Origin of the sequence: Enterococcus sp. DIV0802b, assembly GCF_050543535.1 — a bacterium.
In the GTDB taxonomy this organism is placed as follows: domain Bacteria; phylum Bacillota; class Bacilli; order Lactobacillales; family Enterococcaceae; genus Enterococcus_D; species Enterococcus_D entomosocium.
The window spans coordinates 1,197,671-1,212,685 of the sequence record NZ_CP172941.1 but is presented as its reverse complement, the minus strand read 5'-3'; the positions used below and the strand labels follow the sequence as shown (position 1 = coordinate 1,212,685).

18 protein-coding genes are annotated in these 15,015 nt (G+C 43.0%); 6 read left to right on the top strand and 12 right to left on the bottom strand.

Annotated elements, in window-relative coordinates:
* Positions 1-28 precede the first annotated feature (28 nt).
* The 3 genes from galT to IGJ12_RS05850 are packed head-to-tail and all read right to left on the bottom strand — an operon-like array spanning position 29 to position 3,714.
* Entirely contained in the window at positions 29-1,513 is a 1,485-nt protein-coding gene (galT, locus tag IGJ12_RS05860) for a UDP-glucose--hexose-1-phosphate uridylyltransferase (protein ID WP_005237015.1), read from the bottom strand.
* Positions 1,514-1,516: 3 nt separating this feature from the next.
* Entirely contained in the window at positions 1,517-2,515 is a 999-nt protein-coding gene (galE, locus tag IGJ12_RS05855; RefSeq protein ID WP_081118772.1) for a UDP-glucose 4-epimerase GalE, read from the bottom strand.
* Positions 2,516-2,556: 41 nt separating this feature from the next.
* Positions 2,557-3,714 carry a galactokinase gene (locus tag IGJ12_RS05850; RefSeq protein ID WP_008381089.1) on the bottom strand — a complete coding sequence of 386 codons (1,158 nt, stop codon included), beginning with the start codon at positions 3,712-3,714 and terminating at the stop codon, positions 2,557-2,559.
* 150 nt (positions 3,715-3,864) lie between these two features.
* Between IGJ12_RS05850 and IGJ12_RS05845 the strand changes: the two genes are divergently transcribed.
* Positions 3,865-4,032 carry a DUF3042 family protein gene (locus IGJ12_RS05845; RefSeq protein WP_017144401.1) on the top strand — a complete coding sequence of 56 codons (168 nt, stop codon included), beginning with the start codon at positions 3,865-3,867 and terminating at the stop codon, positions 4,030-4,032.
* Between the two features lie 56 nt (positions 4,033-4,088).
* Here IGJ12_RS05845 and IGJ12_RS05840 read toward each other — a convergent pair whose 3' ends face one another.
* The 9 genes from IGJ12_RS05840 to IGJ12_RS05800 form a co-directional block, all read right to left on the bottom strand.
* A complete protein-coding gene (locus IGJ12_RS05840) occupies positions 4,089-4,445 on the bottom strand; it encodes a DUF488 domain-containing protein (protein ID WP_005237034.1) in 357 nt (118 codons plus the stop codon).
* Between the two features lie 148 nt (positions 4,446-4,593).
* Positions 4,594-4,995: a rhodanese-like domain-containing protein gene (locus IGJ12_RS05835; RefSeq protein WP_005237036.1), complete on the bottom strand. Its 402-nt coding sequence runs from the start codon at positions 4,993-4,995 to the stop codon at positions 4,594-4,596.
* 82 nt (positions 4,996-5,077) lie between these two features.
* The gene (locus IGJ12_RS05830) at positions 5,078-6,049 is read right to left on the bottom strand and encodes an ROK family glucokinase (protein ID WP_008381084.1); all 972 of its coding nucleotides are present in this window, start codon (positions 6,047-6,049) and stop codon (positions 5,078-5,080) included.
* Entirely contained in the window at positions 6,049-6,258 is a 210-nt protein-coding gene (locus IGJ12_RS05825; RefSeq protein ID WP_005229394.1) for a YqgQ family protein, read from the bottom strand. Before IGJ12_RS05825 ends, IGJ12_RS05830 begins: the two co-directional genes overlap by 1 nt.
* 30 nt (positions 6,259-6,288) lie before the next feature.
* Positions 6,289-6,957, bottom strand: a complete 669-nt coding sequence (locus tag IGJ12_RS05820; RefSeq protein ID WP_430619471.1) for a rhomboid family intramembrane serine protease — start codon at positions 6,955-6,957, stop codon at positions 6,289-6,291.
* A 12-nt stretch (positions 6,958-6,969) separates the two neighbouring features.
* On the bottom strand, positions 6,970-7,509 hold the full coding sequence (locus tag IGJ12_RS05815) for a 5-formyltetrahydrofolate cyclo-ligase (protein ID WP_008381081.1): 540 nt from the start codon (positions 7,507-7,509) through the stop codon (positions 6,970-6,972).
* Positions 7,510-7,599: 90 nt separating this feature from the next.
* Positions 7,600-8,577: a FecCD family ABC transporter permease gene (locus IGJ12_RS05810; RefSeq protein WP_016621237.1), complete on the bottom strand. Its 978-nt coding sequence runs from the start codon at positions 8,575-8,577 to the stop codon at positions 7,600-7,602.
* The gene (locus IGJ12_RS05805; RefSeq protein ID WP_008381077.1) at positions 8,577-9,557 is read right to left on the bottom strand and encodes a FecCD family ABC transporter permease; all 981 of its coding nucleotides are present in this window, start codon (positions 9,555-9,557) and stop codon (positions 8,577-8,579) included. Before IGJ12_RS05805 ends, IGJ12_RS05810 begins: the two co-directional genes overlap by 1 nt.
* On the bottom strand, positions 9,554-10,345 hold the full coding sequence (locus IGJ12_RS05800) for an ABC transporter ATP-binding protein (RefSeq protein WP_061053916.1): 792 nt from the start codon (positions 10,343-10,345) through the stop codon (positions 9,554-9,556). The genes IGJ12_RS05805 and IGJ12_RS05800 overlap by 4 nt, the downstream gene beginning before the upstream one ends.
* 202 nt (positions 10,346-10,547) lie before the next feature.
* Here IGJ12_RS05800 and IGJ12_RS05795 point away from each other — a divergent pair, with 202 nt between their 5' ends.
* The 5 genes from IGJ12_RS05795 to IGJ12_RS05775 all read left to right on the top strand — a co-directional run bounded on the left by IGJ12_RS05795 (position 10,548) and on the right by IGJ12_RS05775 (position 14,957).
* Positions 10,548-11,507: an ABC transporter substrate-binding protein gene (locus IGJ12_RS05795; RefSeq protein ID WP_016621235.1), complete on the top strand. Its 960-nt coding sequence runs from the start codon at positions 10,548-10,550 to the stop codon at positions 11,505-11,507.
* Between the two features lie 137 nt (positions 11,508-11,644).
* Positions 11,645-11,794: a 50S ribosomal protein L33 gene (gene rpmG / locus IGJ12_RS05790; RefSeq protein WP_005229384.1), complete on the top strand. Its 150-nt coding sequence runs from the start codon at positions 11,645-11,647 to the stop codon at positions 11,792-11,794.
* 652 nt (positions 11,795-12,446) lie between these two features.
* Positions 12,447-12,857 carry a FosX/FosE/FosI family fosfomycin resistance hydrolase gene (fosX, locus tag IGJ12_RS05785; RefSeq protein WP_008381069.1) on the top strand — a complete coding sequence of 137 codons (411 nt, stop codon included), beginning with the start codon at positions 12,447-12,449 and terminating at the stop codon, positions 12,855-12,857.
* Positions 12,858-12,921: 64 nt separating this feature from the next.
* The gene (locus IGJ12_RS05780; RefSeq protein ID WP_430619470.1) at positions 12,922-13,308 is read left to right on the top strand and encodes a VOC family protein; all 387 of its coding nucleotides are present in this window, start codon (positions 12,922-12,924) and stop codon (positions 13,306-13,308) included.
* Positions 13,309-13,562: 254 nt separating this feature from the next.
* Positions 13,563-14,957, top strand: a complete 1,395-nt coding sequence (locus IGJ12_RS05775) for a Y-family DNA polymerase (RefSeq protein WP_430619469.1) — start codon at positions 13,563-13,565, stop codon at positions 14,955-14,957.
* Positions 14,958-15,015 lie beyond the last annotated feature (58 nt).

Genomic DNA, 15,015 nt, shown 5'->3' with positions numbered 1-15,015 from the left:
CAGCCTCCTTTTTTTGCGGGGAACTTTTTTATAAAGTAGCTATAAAGCGAGCAAAGGCCGTTTGCCCTGTCTGGTCTCGTTTAAAGACGCCCGCATGCGTCAATACTTGCGTAAAGACTTCTCCTAATGCATTGCGCAAAATCTGCGACACGTTTTCGGCATTGCATTCTGGGTGCTGGGCTTTGATCGCATCTGCCCACGGTATATGGTAAGCCGCGATCTGATTGGGCTGATCCAATAGATAAGCAGTCACTTCTTCTAGTTCCGGAGCTAAACGCGGTGGGAGAACTGCCAAACCCATGACTTCAATCAATCCGATATTTTCTTTTTTGATATGCTGCACTTCTTGATGTGGATGAAAAATGCCGTCAGGATGTTCTTTGGAAACATTATTATCCCGCAAGACTAAGTCCATTTCAAACAGCTCTCCTTGCTTGCGGGCGATCGGTGTCACCGTATGATGCGCCGTCCCATCTTCTGAAAAAGCATGGATCGAAACACTTGGATCTGAGTACTGTTGCCATTGGGCTAACACATATTGGCAAGCGGCGGCTAATTTTTGTTTGTTTTTCGCTTGTAATCGTATCACCGACATTGGCCACTTCACGATCCCCGCAGCGACATCAGGAAACCCAGTCAAAGAAAAGTGTTGTTCGATTGGCGCTTTTGCCATGGCAAACGTATGCCGCCCTCCTTGGTAATGGTCATGGGACAAGATCGAACCCCCAACGATCGGCAGATCGGCATTGGACCCGACAAAATAATGCGGCATCACTTCAATGATCTGCAACAAGCGAGCGAAGGTTTGCAAATTGATTTTCATAGGCCGATGGTCTAAAGAAAGAAAAATCGAATGCTCATTGTAATAGGCGTAAGGAGAATATTGGAAGCCCCACGCTTCATTATCCAAATTCATACGAATGATCCGATGATTGGTCCGCGCTGGGTAATTGACTCTTCCTTGGTAGCCTTCATTTTCCAAACACAACATACATTTCGGATAATCTACAGAAGTAGCGGTACCTTCTTGGGCAATTTGCTTCGGATCTTTTTCAGGTTTTGATAAATTGATCGTGATCTCGATCTCCCCATACTCCGTATCAACAGGAAAGACGATATTTTTAGCGATAGCCCGAGTCTTGATGTAATCATTTTGACGGCACAGCTCAAAGAAATAATCCGTCGCTTCTTTAGGATCATTGGCATAATGCTGCGCAAAAAAAGCATTGACTACTGAAGGCGGTGGCGTCAAAAAGTCCATCAACTGGGCTTCAAAGATTTCTCTTTCTGCGTGAGAATCGCCAATTTGCTGATTGCTCAATGCACATGCCACCAGTTCGTCCATCAATTCAATCGAGGAACGAGCAACAGAACGAATTTCGCTGGGCTCAAAAACAGCTTCCCCGATCATAGCTAGTACTCGGTTTTGCAAATAAATACGATCCATTTCCATCCAGCCGCCAGCCTTGATTGCTAAAGTGACGAAATCGCTGATTGTTTGGCTGATCGTCATTGGTTATTCCTCCTGCCCTTGATACCCATTTGGATGGCTGACATGCCAATTCCAAGCAGTCTCGATGATTGCTTCGACGTCGGTATAGACTGGTTTCCAGCCTAAAACCTTTCGTGCTTTTTCACTCGATGCCACTAAGGTACTTGGATCACCGGCACGGCGAGGCGCCACTCTGGCTGGGATCTCTTTTTTCGTTACATTGCGGGCCGCTTCCACCATTTCTTTCACAGAGTACCCATGATTGCTGCCTAAATTGAAGACATTGCTCTCATTGCCTTTTTGTAAATATTCTAATGCCAACAGGTGAGCAGCGATCAGATCTTCGACATGGACATAATCACGAACACAAGTCCCATCTGGAGTATCGTAATCCTCCCCAAAAATCGCGACTTCTTTTCGTTGTCCTAAAGCAGCTTGTAAGATGATCGGTACTAAGTGTGTTTCTGGATCATGGTCTTCACCGATCGAAGCATCCGACTTCGCGCCAGCCACATTGAAATAACGCAATGCGACATACTTCATACCATAGGCTTCATCGCACCAACGCATCATTTTTTCCATGATCAACTTGCTTTCGCCATAAGGATTTTTAGGATTTGTTGGGGTTTCTTCCGTGATTGGACTATGATCAGGTTCCCCATAGGTTGCTGCTGTAGAAGAAAAGACAATATGTTTCACTTGATGTTCCTTCATCACTTCTAAGAGGACCTGCATCCCATACACATTATTGTTGAAATATTTCAATGGTTTTTCTACGGATTCCCCCACCAAAGAGCTGGCAGCAAAGTGAATCACGCCGTCGATCGTTTCTTTTTCAAAAACCGATTGTAAAAATGCTTTGTCGCGAATATCCCCTTCATAAAAGGTTGCTGCTGGATGGATCGCTTGGCGATGTCCTGTCAGCAAATTGTCAACGACAACGACTTGTTTTCCTTGTCCGATCAATTGATCGACTGCATGAGAACCGATATAGCCGGCTCCTCCTAATACTAAAATCGCCATATTTTCAGCCTTCTTTCTAAATTCCTTCATCATTTCTTATTCTACAGTTTTCGTGCACCATCATCAATACTTGCTTGATAAATGTCGGTTGCGTAGCCGATTTCTGCTAAATAGGTTGCTTTGACGGACGCTTCAAAATCAGCCCATTCACTTGCTTTGACCAATGCGATCCCGCAGCCGCCAAAGCCCGCACCAGTCATCCGCGCACCTAAAACAGCAGGATGCGCTTGAGCAGCTGCGACTAATGTATCTAGTTCACGCCCTGTCACTTCATAATCATCCCGCAATGAAGCATGCGAAGCATTTAACAACTGGCCGAATTCTTCAAGATCACCAGCAGTCAAAGCAGCTTTTGCTTTTAATGTCCGTTGGTTTTCCGTCACTGCATGTTTCGCCCGTTTGATCAAGCGTGGATCATCGATCAATGCTGTATTTGCAAAAAAGGTTGCTTCGTCTAATGCACCCAATGAATCAACGGCTAATGATTTTTGCAAACGAGCTAATGCTTCTTCACATTCTGCACGTCGTTCATTGTATTTAGAATCAGCCAATTCGCGGCGCTTATTGGTATTCATGATCGCTACGACATAATCACCAAATGCCGCTGGTACGACTTCATAATTTAAAGTGTTCGTATCTAAAAGCAATGCATGGTCTTTTTGACCCATTCCGATCGCAAATTGATCCATGATCCCTGAGTTAACGCCAATAAACTCATTTTCGACTTTTTTGCCGATTTTAACTAAGTCCAAGGTCTTCAAAGTTAAATCAAAGAGATCTTTTAGACAAACCCCCGTCAGCAATTCAATCGATGCAGAAGAAGAAAGACCTGCGCCATTCGGAATGTTGCCATAAAAAGCGATGTCAAAGCCACGATCGATCCCTTGCCCCGCTTCTTTTAGGAAACGAACGACCCCTTTCGGATAGTTTGTCCAATCATCTTCTTTTCGGTAATCTAGCTCATCTAACTGAAAGGAGATCACGCCTTTTTCTGGAAAATTCTCTGAATAGAGTTGGATCAACTGGTCTTCACGTTTTCGTGCTACTGCATACGTCCCTAATGTGATTGCCGCCGGGAAAACATAACCGCCATTGTAATCTGTGTGTTCACCGATCAAGTTGATTCTCCCTGGCGCAAAATACATGCCTGTGCCTGCTGTTCCAAATTTATCAATAAATATCTGTTGCAATTGCTCCATTTTTCTCACTCCCACTTTCTTTTTAGTAAACTTATTGTAAATTATTTACTAAATTATTTCAAGCGTTTTCAATCCTAAAAGTGATTTTTTTTGATATTTTTTCCGTTTTCATTCATAATGAACCTATAACTAAAGGCGAGGTGTTTAATGATGAAACGATTTCTTTCAGGATTTTTAGTAGGAACAGTCGCAACGGTTGCTGCAGCTGCAAGTGTTGTTATGACGGTCAAGAAACAAGTGATTGATCCAATTGACGAACAACAAGCAGATCATGATGAAAAACGGAAACGCGCGATGCGTAAAAGCGTTGCCCGCTAATCATTTGCTACAAAAGAGCCGTCAGCCTTCAATAGGCTGGCGGCTCTTTTAGGTAATCATTCTGCCTTCTCCAGTAAGTCCTGCAAAATCACGGCTTGATTTTGTTCTTCATTTTTCGCTCCGTATAGTAAGGTCACGGTCTGTTGTTCAGCAACCAACGCTTTTAACCGTGCCAAGGCATCTTTAGCTGGCGCTTTCTCTAATTCTTGTAGATAGCAGCCTTTAAAGGCATCAAAACGTTCAGGATCATGCCCAAACCATTTGCGCAATTCAGTACTTGGTGCGACTGCTTTGAGCCATAGATCGATCTGGGCTGCCTCCTTTTTCATTCCTCTAGGCCAGATGCGATCCACCAATACCCGATAGCCATCTGTCGTTTCCGCCACTTCATAAATTCTTTTTCGCTTGATCAACGCACACTCTCCTTATCGATAGACCTAAGTTCAAATAAAGGCAAAAGCCCACAATGTAAATTGAACAATGACTTACTTGAAACACTCCATTTGGTGTTTCGTCACTCATTCAAATTTGCTTGTGTTCTTTTGCCTTGAGTTCTCTCTTTTATAAACTATTTTTCTTTTTCGTCTTGCCGCTCCAACCTTCATACCCTTCTTTTAGGATATAGACATTGGTAAAGCCTTCTTTACGTAATTTATTTGCTGCCCGAATACTCAACGATTTACGCGTGTCATATAAGTAGATTGGTTGATCTCTACGAAATGCGCTGAAGGAATTGGTTAAAACCGTAAAGGGAATATTACGCGCCCCTAAAATATGCCCACTGTCAAATTCATTTTTTTCCCGAACGTCGATCACTTGGGCTTTCTTCATTCCTGCTTTAAATTCATCTTCTGAGATGATCGTTGCTGAACGGCGTCCCATAATTTGAAAATACGCCCAGTTCAAAGCGATTGCTAAGATTATTAATGCCAAAACCAAGTTTAGCCACATAATTGGTGTCATTTCTTCTATTCCTCTCTATTGTAACAAACATTCTTTTTTGATTTATGCTGCTTTAATGTATCATTGCCTAGCAGCTTGTCATCTATGCTTTTGCTGCAAACTGCAAAGCTAATGATGCTGCCCCAATCACACCGGCATCATTCCCAAGTTCGGCCAATTTGATTTCAGTACTTTCCGTTACCTGTGGGAAGGTAAATTGAGCAAAGTAGGCAGCAACCCGTTCACGTAAAAATTCACCGGCTGCCGATACGCCTCCACCTAAAACGATACTTGATGGATTTAATGTGTTTCCTAGGTTTCCGCATGCCAACCCAAGGTAGAAGCACACTTTATCAACGACCATCAAGCCAAATGAATCGTTTGCTTGAGCCGCTTCAAAAATATCTTTACTTGAAACATCTTCCCCATTGTCCAGCTGTTGTTTCAATGCCGAGTCGCCAGCATATTCTTCTGCCAACTGTCGAGCAACTCGCACAACACCCGTCGCACTAGAAACCGTTTCTAAACAACCACGTTTGCCGCAAGTACATTCGAACCCTTCAGGATCAACAGTGATATGACCGATTTCTCCGGCACAACCAGCAACCCCATGAAGCAATTGCCCTTCCATGATGATACCGCCGCCAACACCTGTACCTAGTGTGATAAAGATGACATCAGGATTGTTATCCCCTGCCCCTTTCCAACGCTCACCTAAAGCTGCTACATTGGCATCGTTATCGATGGCAAATGGGATTTTTGTGCCTTTTTCAATCAGTTCTTTGACTGGCTGAAGTGTTTTCCAGTTCAGATTGTAGGCACCTATGACGGTTCCTTTGTCACGGTCGACACTTCCTGGTGTCCCCATACCAATACCGATAAATGCTTCCGGCTGTAAGCCATATAATTCTAGGCGATGATTGATCGATGCCACGATTTCTGGCACGATATGTGAGCCTTCATCAAGAATATTGGTGTCAATACTCCATTTTTGCTGAATCTCGCCTTCGCTCGTTAAAATAGCGAATTTCACAGTTGTTCCGCCTAAATCAATTCCGATGATTTTTTTGTCCATCACTTGTTTTCCTCCCGGCTTTCTTCAATTCGATGCTCCCGCGTAAGAATTCGCCGGGCAGTCAGATATACATCCCGATCTATCAAGCGACTGTCATAAAAGTTTTTCAACTCGATTTGCATCAGTTCTATATCGTAGATCCGCTTGCCGACATATACGTAAACACCAAATTGTTTCAGTAATTGTTGTACGTCATATAACGTTTCCATTTAACCACTTCCTGCTTATTATACAAGTAATTAATATTTTTTAAAACCATATATCACAAAAATAGCCAATAAGAAAACAAAGAGTCCGCCAGAGAGGATTCTGGTGTGGATCGAATATTTTCCATAGTTCTTTGGCAATGCCAAAAGACTCCCTAACAATAACCCACCGAGGATCCCGCCAATGTGTCCCCACATATCAATCGTTTGATCAAACACCCCAAAAACCAGGTTCAATCCAACGAATAGGGCAAATTGCCGTACCATTGCTTGGATGCGGTAATCATTTCTAAAATGCCAACCTAAAATCAAAAATGCCCCGAAAAGCCCGAATAATGAAGTACTAGCGCCTGCTGATTGAACCCCTATTTGGTTGAAAGCAAAACTCATGGTATTGCCCATGATGCCGCTTAGTAAATACAAGGCAAAAAAACGGCTATGACCATAGATGGCTTCTACTTGTTGCCCCATATAATAGAGAATCACAGAGTTGATCGCAAAATGTGCCAACCCGAAATGCAGAAAGATTGGGGTAACGAAACGCCAATATTCATTTAAATAGACGACAAACGGACCAAACATCACCCCGCCTGATTGAATAGAGGGACTAAAATAACCCAAGATAAACACAATAGTTTGGATAGCTAAAAATAGATACGTGAAGATCGGCTGATTCAGCCATCTTTTCATTTGAGAATTCATTGACGTGCTCCTTTACGTGCGAATAAGCGAATCCGTATAGATTTTATCGATTGGAATGTCGAATACATCTGGTGTCCATTGATCGTTGAATTGTTCTCCGAAGACCAAAGAAACGGTCTTGCCATCAAAAGCTGACAAGAAACGATCATAATAGCCGCCGCCAAAGCCGATGCGATAGCCTTTTTTCGAAAAAGCCAAGCCGGGAACAATGAGTAAATCCAAGTGATGGGCTTCTTGCTCACTGATCGGCTCTTCAACCCCAAATGCCGACGTTTCATAACGCGTTGCCGGCTCCACATGATAAAACTGCAATTTTTTTTGTTGTGCTTTCGGCACTGCGATTCGTTTGTTTTGTTCAAATCCTTTAGCAAAAATAGCCGCTGTATCAAATTCAAATGGCAACGAACGGATCACTCCTACTGACTTAGCCGTTTGCCAAAGCTGAGAAGAAAACAGCAACTGCAAAATCACCGTTTCTTTCTGCTGCTTTTGTTTGCTCGGCATTTTTTTTAATGTTTGGATCATGTGCTCTCTAATGACTGGTTTTTCCATTGGATCACTCCTCTCAGAAATAGTACCAAAAACTGTGTCCAAATAGCAAACTAGAATCGCAGATTTCTTGGCAAGATCATGACTATCTGCTCATCCTTCTTTACGCCGGATCAGTAAAAAGACAAAGTACGGTGCCCCCACGATAGAAATGATGATACCAGCTGGGATCTCACCGCTTGTCAATAGTAAACGACCGATCGTATCACTTACTAAGACCAGCAGACTGCCGATCATTCCCGCTAAGAAAAAGGCACTGCGAGATTCTCTGCCGATTAGTCCCTTGGCGATATGAGGCGCCAATAAGCCCACAAAGGCTAAATTACCGGTATAGCCAACCGTACTGGCAGCCAAACCAACCGCAATCACTAAAAACCACGTCCGCAACCGTGTCAAAGAAACCCCTAAGCTAATTGCCTGTTCCTCACCAAAACCAAGCAGATTAAGTTTAGGTACGGTCCAGAAAGCTGCGACAGACAATACGATGACCCAAGGAAGCAGACTGGTAATTTGCTGCCACGAGGTTCCCCAGATAGATCCAGAAAGCCATGCTGTTACAAAGCGATAGCGGTCTTTTGATAATTCCACCGTAAAAAGTAAAGTAGCCGCGGCCAACCCTGCATTGACGGCGATTCCCGCCAGCAGCACTCGCTCCATCGACAACAATTGGCGGTGTTTATAGGCAATCAAATAGACCAGTACAGCAGCCAACAAGCCACCGAAGATCCCAACGACAGGTAAAAGCTGCGATCCTTGGGTATAAACCCCTAAGTAGATCATTACAAAGAGACCCGCGCCATTGTTGATTCCTACGATACTTGCATCAGCCAGCTCGTTTCTTGTCACCCCCTGCAAGACAAAACCAGAAAAACCAAAGGCACCGCCGGCGATCAGCGCCAGACAAGCCCGTGGTAGTCGAAACTCAGTAAACGTCAGTACCTGACTCGAAGAAGCCGTACCTTGAAAGATTGCCCCTAATGTCTGAAAGGTTAAGATTGTTTTTCCCACCATGACACTTCCTAAAAAAGCGGCCATCACCAGTAGAAAAAAAACAAAGAGTGTTTTTTTCATCAGTCTTCCCTCCGTATCTTGACCAATAGAAAAGGCACACCGATCAATGCCATCAGTATCCCAAAGGGTGTCTCAAAAGGGGGATTGATCAAGCGACCTGCCAGATCAGCGGCCATCACTAGGGTCCCACCTCCAATGATCGTCAAAGGCAAAATTAATTGGTAGTTTTTGCCCACCATCCCCCGCACGACATGAGGAACCATTAAGCCGACAAAGCTGACCGGTCCTACAAGCGAAACCGCCATTCCCGCCAAAACTACGACTAACAGTAAGGCAGATGCCCGAATCAGATGCGGGTGCTTGCCTAATGAAATGACGGTGTCATCTCCTAGTGCTAACAGATTGAGGGCTTTTCCTAGCCGTAGCACAAAAACGATGGCGATCAGATAGATGGGCCCCACAAAACGCAGTTGCTGCCAAGTCACATTCGCCGCACCACCGATAAACCAAAAGGCTAGCTCTTGGTTTAAATCAAATTGCAATGACAGAGTTTGACTAATGGCTGAGAAAAAAGAACTTAATGCCACACCAGCCAAAATCAGTCCCGTGGGCGACATGCCTAGTTTGGCGTATCTGGTCAGTAAAAAAAGCAGCCCAGTTGCCGCAAACGCACCAAAAAAGGAAAACAGCGCCGCTTGACTCGGTTGCACACTAGGAAAGAGGATAAATGCGATCGCTAGTCCCAAGGCAGCCCCACTATTGACACCTAAAAGACCACCATCTGCCAAGGGATTTCTCGTAATCCCCTGCATGATGGCTCCTGTAACAGCAAAACAACTTCCTACTAGAAAAGCAGCCAAAACACGTGGCAACCGAATATTGCGCAAGACTTGATGCAGCTGATTCTCATAATCAAAAGCAAAGACGGCATCCCAGATCGTTTCAAAAGAAAGGTCCGCTGCTCCTTGAGTGATCGCTAAAAAGAAACAGATAATAAAGCAGCCACTAAAAAGCAGCAGCAGCCAAGGAAACTTTTTCATATCTGCGCTCCTAACTCATAGGTCAAGACCAGCGGCTTTGTACTATTAGGAAAGGTACCTAACACGGCATCGATCTCAAACAAACGCTGCAGCCATTCTTTGGTCAGTACCGTTTCCGGTGTACCGGAAACCAAAAGCTCTCCACCTTTTAATGCGTAAATATAATCAGAAAAACGTGACGCATGATTCAGGTCATGAATCGACATAATGATCGTTTTCCCATAGGTTTTATTGATTTGCTGTAATAAGAGCAAAATTTCTAATTGATGCGCAGGATCTAAAAAGGTTGTTGGTTCATCTAAAATCACGATATCCGTATCTTGCGCCAGTGCCATGGCGATCCAAACGCGCTGCTTTTGTCCCCCTGACAGCGTACTGATCACTTCTTCTGCCAGTGCCGTCAAACCAGTTGCCTGCAAAGACCAGTCGATCGCTGCAAGATCTTGTTCCGATAGACTATTCAGTCCTTTTTGATAGGGAAAACGACCGTAAGAAACAATTTCGCGAATCGTCAAGCCAATCGATGAGTCGCTAACTTGTGAAAGCAGCGCAATCTTTTTAGCCACTTCTTTGGTTTTGATGTTCTGGAGGTTTTGTGTATCTAATAGGACCTCACCAGACAAAGGCTGTAAAATTCGGGCGAGTGCCTTTAAAAATGTCGATTTTCCACTGCCGTTCGGACCAATCAAGCCGATGATTTTCCCTTCTGGAATCTCAATTGTTAGATTTTGCACAATTTTTTGTTTTTGATAGCCGACACTCAAGTCAACTGTTCGTAATTTCGCCATATTCGTCCCCAAAATAATTGATTGATAATGCTTATCAATTATGAATGTAATCCTACTATTCGTCAATAGTTCTAAAAAAAGGAAATAAAAAAATAAGATTGACAAATCAGCGTTTCTCCGTAATAATAGCAATCAGCAAATGAGAATTATTCTCAATTAAAATGATAAGTGCTCATCTTTTAACAAAGGAGGAAGTTTTTCTATGAAACAATGGTCAAAAAGAAGTACTTGGCTTACCCTGCTAGCAGCCTGCTCCCTTACTCTACTGGGTGCTTGCGGTACGAATAATGACTCAACGGATAGCAGTGGATCAGCCACTACTTCTTCAGAAATAGCAACAACCTTTACCGATGCGATGGGAAATGAAGTCACTGTTCCCGAAAACCCACAACGGGTGATCGGTAGTTACTTGGAAGATTATTTGGTCGCTTTAGGGGTAACCCCGGTTGCTCAATGGACAGTCGGCAATGACAGTGATCAAGCATACTTGCAAGACAAACTAGCAGATGTGCCAAGAATCAACTATGATCTGCCCTATGAAGATGTCTTGAGCTTTGAGCCAGACCTGCTGCTGATGGATAGCAATTCCATGGTGGAAGGCGACAAATATGATCAGTACAGTAAGATCGCGCCGACCTATGTGGTCACAAATGGCGAGGAAGTAACCTGGCGTGAACGTCTGACAGATATCGCAAAGGTCTTACACAAAGAAGAGGAAGCTGCCCAAGTAGAAGCTGATTATGATGACTTAGTCGCTACTACCAAGGAAACGTACGCTGATCAAATCCAAGGCAAGTCAATTGCTGTTTTATGGGTGGTCAATAATTCTGTCTTCATGGTTTCAGAAACAAAATCAAGTGGTCAACTGCTGTATCACGAACTCGGTTTTGAAGTTCCCTCGCTTGTTTCAGAAATCAGTGAAAGTGCCACTGCTGACTGGTCTGCCGTTTCTCTGGAAAAATTGGCAGAATTGGATGCCGATTACTTGATTTTAGTGAATAGTGATAAAGGCGCTGATTTTTTCAGCGAACAAGTCTGGCAAAATCTTGATGCAGTCAAAAACAATCATTTATGGGAATTCGGTCCTGAATCAAGCTGGCTCTACAACGGTCCTATCGCCTATACCAAAATGATCGAAGATATCCAGAGCAAATTGGACTAATGCGTTTCAAGTAATTCGTCAAGTAAAACTACTTAACAAATTTCAGGAAAAAGCTAGCATTCCCGCACAAAACATGCTATTATATTTTAGTCTGAGAGATTTCTTAGAGGATTCTTGTATCGTTAGGGGGGAAAATCATGCGCGTAAACATCACATTAGAGTGCACTTCTTGTAAAGAACGCAACTACTTATCAAACAAAAACAAACGTAACAATCCTGATCGTTTGGAAAAGAAAAAATATTGCCCACGTGAAAGAAAAGTTACTTTACACCGCGAAACAAAATAATGCTATTTAAGAAGTTCGCAAACGCTGATAACCAAGGCGTTTGCGAACTTCTTTTTTTTCAGACATTTTGCAATGATAGCTGCTGCATTTTTATTTCCCTCTTTACACAACCACTCCCCTATTTTCACTTATTTGCTTTGAACTTTTGAGCCAACTTTTTCTTTGAAGCGACGTATAAATAAATTTTAATGTATAATGTAAAAAAGAAACTAATGTTCAACAAAGGCGGCACATAGAACATGAACTAGCTTTTTCTTCTAGCTGTCCTTTCAATATACTTTGAGTGCCAGTCGATCCTTTCATGCTATACTGCCTACAGGAGGTGAACCCATGCTTGGCAATTTTACGTATCTACCTAGTAACTATCGTCTGTTTTATGGCGCTTTTCTTTTTGCTCTTATTGGAAATATGCTTTTCATTTTCATTAAACACCCTGCTTGGACCTTTAGCTTACCGACAGTGATTATCCTCTTCTTAATAAATGTCTTCTTTTGGACAAAATACAAGAAGAAAGTTATTCCTTGCACAACTGATGCACTGTTTTATGTTCTGCTCTTCCTGTTGGTATTTTACAATCACTAACATAATGCTTATTTTGATACTAATTGTTTCTCTTTCCCCTATTTCGTCATAACGAAGGAGTGTTGATGCGATGGAGATTTCCCATATCACGTTGATCGTACAGAATTTAGCAAAGACGACAACGATGCTGGAAACATTGTTTGAAGCAGAGGAAATTTATGATAGCCGAGACCAGCCCCATTCTTACTTCCCAGAAAAATTCTTTTTGATCGATGGCTTATGGCTTGCTGTTATGGAGGATGCCTCCCAGAAGCTGCCGAAAACGTATAACCATATTGCCTTTAAAATCGATCAAACTCAAATCGATTCCTTGATTACGCGCATCCAAGGACTAGGATTGAAGATCGAAAAAGATCGTTCTCGTATCAAAGGCGAAGGTGCTTCCATTTATTTTTACGATGATGACAATCATTTGTTTGAACTACACACTGGTACGTTGGCTGAACGGTTGCACCATTACCGTCTGACAGAAACGAGGTAATCTTCATTGCTAGCAACTGCATTGACTGTTATGGAAAGAATTCCCACAAGAAAGGAAGAAAACAATGAAACTAGATATGGTTGGTATTATCACAAAAAACATGGAACAGGCACTGGCTTTTTATCAAGTACTTGGCTTCACACCATTAGGTCAGCACTCAGAAGATTATATGGAATTAGCAAACGACGGGGTTCGCATCTCCTTGAATAGCCGCAAAATGGTTGCCGGAATCTATGGGCATTCACCAATGACTGTGGGAGATACGATTGAATTAGCCTTTTTATGTGATTCCCCTGAAGAGGTTGATGCCCTTCATGCAAAAGTCGTAGCTGCCGGGTATCAGTCTTTCAAAGAACCTTGGTGTGCCTTTTGGGGGCAACGCTATGCCATCGTCAAAGATATAGACGGCAATCTCTTAAGTTTGTTTGCAACCCTACCTGCCGAAAATTGATTTAAGCTACGACAGTCGGTCCAATGGAGCGGCTGTTTTTTTATCCGTTTTTCGGGTAAAAAGACAAAACCCCGTATTTATGTCCAATCGAATTCTGATAATCTGAAATGAATGTATTCCTTATAAACCAACATTTCCCATCATTATAAAATAAAAATAATCTCTCTATAAAAAAACAAATCCCCCTCATCCACTCCTGTTCGCTTGACAAAAAAGAACAAACGTTCGTATAATCTCGGTAAGGAGTGATAAAAATGGGTGGTTTTAATTATGCGCTCGAGCCAAAACGCGATATCTTATTTATAGATGTCAAAAGTTTTTATGCTTCTGTCGAATGCATCTCTCGCGGGTTAGATCCTATCCAAGCGATGCTGGTCGTCATGTCACATTCTGACAATACTGGTAACGGCTTAGTCTTAGCAGCTTCCCCAAAGGCAAAATCGGTATTGGGGATTTCAAATGTGACTCGCAATGACAACCTGCCGACACATCCCGATTTGTACAAAGCATCGCCGCGTATGAGTTTTTATATCAAAGAAAACACCAAAGTCAATAATGTCTTTCGCAAATATGTTGGACAAGACGACTTGCTGCTCTATTCGATCGACGAAACGATGATGGATCTGACCCGTACACTGGATCTTTTCATTCCCGATAAAACGATCTCTCGCGAAGAAAAACGTTGGTTGATTGCCCAGCAAATTCAAAAAGACATTTACGAAACAACGAAATTGTATGTCACCATCGGCATTGGCGATAATCCATTGTTAGCAAAACTAGCTTTAGATAACGAATCCAAACACAATCGTTCCTTGATCGCTGAATGGACCTATGACGATGTACCGACAAAAGTTTGGCAGATCGCCCCTATGACAGAGTTCTGGGGGATCGGTCGGCGCACAGAAAAACGACTTCACTTGATGGGGATTGAAACGATCGAACAATTGGCTCACGCCAGTCCTGATCTTTTACGCAGTCGCATGGGGATCATTGGCGAGCAGCTCTACCATCACGCTCACGGCATTGACCGCACCATTTTAGCCGAACCGACACCGCAGGTCATGGAAAAAAGCTACGGCAATAGTCAGGTCCTACATCGCAATTATTATTTACAAGAAGAAATCGAGATCGTCATCAAGGAAATGGCGGAGCAAGTTGCCGCTCGAATTCGCCGCCATCATTGTCAGACCGCTTGTATCAATGTTTACATCGGCGTAGCCTTTGGTGAAACTGCCTCTGGCTTTTCCCGACAAATGAAAATCCCGCCAACTGACAATACACGTAAGCTTGTTGCTCATTGCCTATTTCTCTTTCGAAAATTTTATACCGGGCAAGTCGTTCGCCACATCGGTATCACCTATTCAAAATTGGTTTATACAGAAAATGTCCAGCTGGATCTTTTTGAGCAAGCAGAAACGCAATTACGCCAGCGTAAATTAGATTTGATCATCGATAAGATTCGTGAGAAATACGGCTTCACTTCGATCGTTCATGCCACAAGCCGAATGGAAGGCGCTCGTGCCATTGCACGCAGCAAATTAGTCGGTGGTCACGCTGGTGGTCTAGATGGGATCGCCAACATAGGACCTGTCCATCAGCAAAAAGAAAAAGAACCGTTTGCTGATGGTTCAAAAAATACTGGCACTTGACTCGTTTTTCTTTCCTTTTCGATGACAAATCTTAAGATAACATTAACAAACGATCCAT

What these genes read in the sequence shown, in the direction of transcription:
- IGJ12_RS05775 (WP_430619469.1), top strand. Translation starts at nt 13,563, where the DNA reads ATGGGTGGTTTTAATTATGCGCTCGAGCCAAAACGCGATATCTTATTT.
- IGJ12_RS05825 (WP_005229394.1), bottom strand. Translation starts at nt 6,258, where the DNA reads ATGGAAACGTTATATGACGTACAACAATTACTGAAACAATTTGGTGTT.
- IGJ12_RS05845 (WP_017144401.1), top strand. Translation starts at nt 3,865, where the DNA reads ATGAAACGATTTCTTTCAGGATTTTTAGTAGGAACAGTCGCAACGGTT.
- IGJ12_RS05805 (WP_008381077.1), bottom strand. Translation starts at nt 9,557, where the DNA reads ATGAAAAAGTTTCCTTGGCTGCTGCTGCTTTTTAGTGGCTGCTTTATT.
- IGJ12_RS05780 (WP_430619470.1), top strand. Translation starts at nt 12,922, where the DNA reads ATGAAACTAGATATGGTTGGTATTATCACAAAAAACATGGAACAGGCA.
- IGJ12_RS05815 (WP_008381081.1), bottom strand. Translation starts at nt 7,509, where the DNA reads ATGGAAAAACCAGTCATTAGAGAGCACATGATCCAAACATTAAAAAAA.
- IGJ12_RS05795 (WP_016621235.1), top strand. Translation starts at nt 10,548, where the DNA reads ATGAAACAATGGTCAAAAAGAAGTACTTGGCTTACCCTGCTAGCAGCC.
- IGJ12_RS05835 (WP_005237036.1), bottom strand. Translation starts at nt 4,995, where the DNA reads ATGACACCAATTATGTGGCTAAACTTGGTTTTGGCATTAATAATCTTA.
- IGJ12_RS05800 (WP_061053916.1), bottom strand. Translation starts at nt 10,345, where the DNA reads ATGGCGAAATTACGAACAGTTGACTTGAGTGTCGGCTATCAAAAACAA.
- IGJ12_RS05850 (WP_008381089.1), bottom strand. Translation starts at nt 3,714, where the DNA reads ATGGAGCAATTGCAACAGATATTTATTGATAAATTTGGAACAGCAGGC.
- IGJ12_RS05820 (WP_430619471.1), bottom strand. Translation starts at nt 6,957, where the DNA reads ATGAATTCTCAAATGAAAAGATGGCTGAATCAGCCGATCTTCACGTAT.
- fosX (WP_008381069.1), top strand. Translation starts at nt 12,447, where the DNA reads ATGGAGATTTCCCATATCACGTTGATCGTACAGAATTTAGCAAAGACG.
- galT (WP_005237015.1), bottom strand. Translation starts at nt 1,513, where the DNA reads ATGACGATCAGCCAAACAATCAGCGATTTCGTCACTTTAGCAATCAAG.
- galE (WP_081118772.1), bottom strand. Translation starts at nt 2,515, where the DNA reads ATGGCGATTTTAGTATTAGGAGGAGCCGGCTATATCGGTTCTCATGCA.
- IGJ12_RS05830 (WP_008381084.1), bottom strand. Translation starts at nt 6,049, where the DNA reads ATGGACAAAAAAATCATCGGAATTGATTTAGGCGGAACAACTGTGAAA.
- rpmG (WP_005229384.1), top strand. Translation starts at nt 11,645, where the DNA reads ATGCGCGTAAACATCACATTAGAGTGCACTTCTTGTAAAGAACGCAAC.
- IGJ12_RS05810 (WP_016621237.1), bottom strand. Translation starts at nt 8,577, where the DNA reads ATGAAAAAAACACTCTTTGTTTTTTTTCTACTGGTGATGGCCGCTTTT.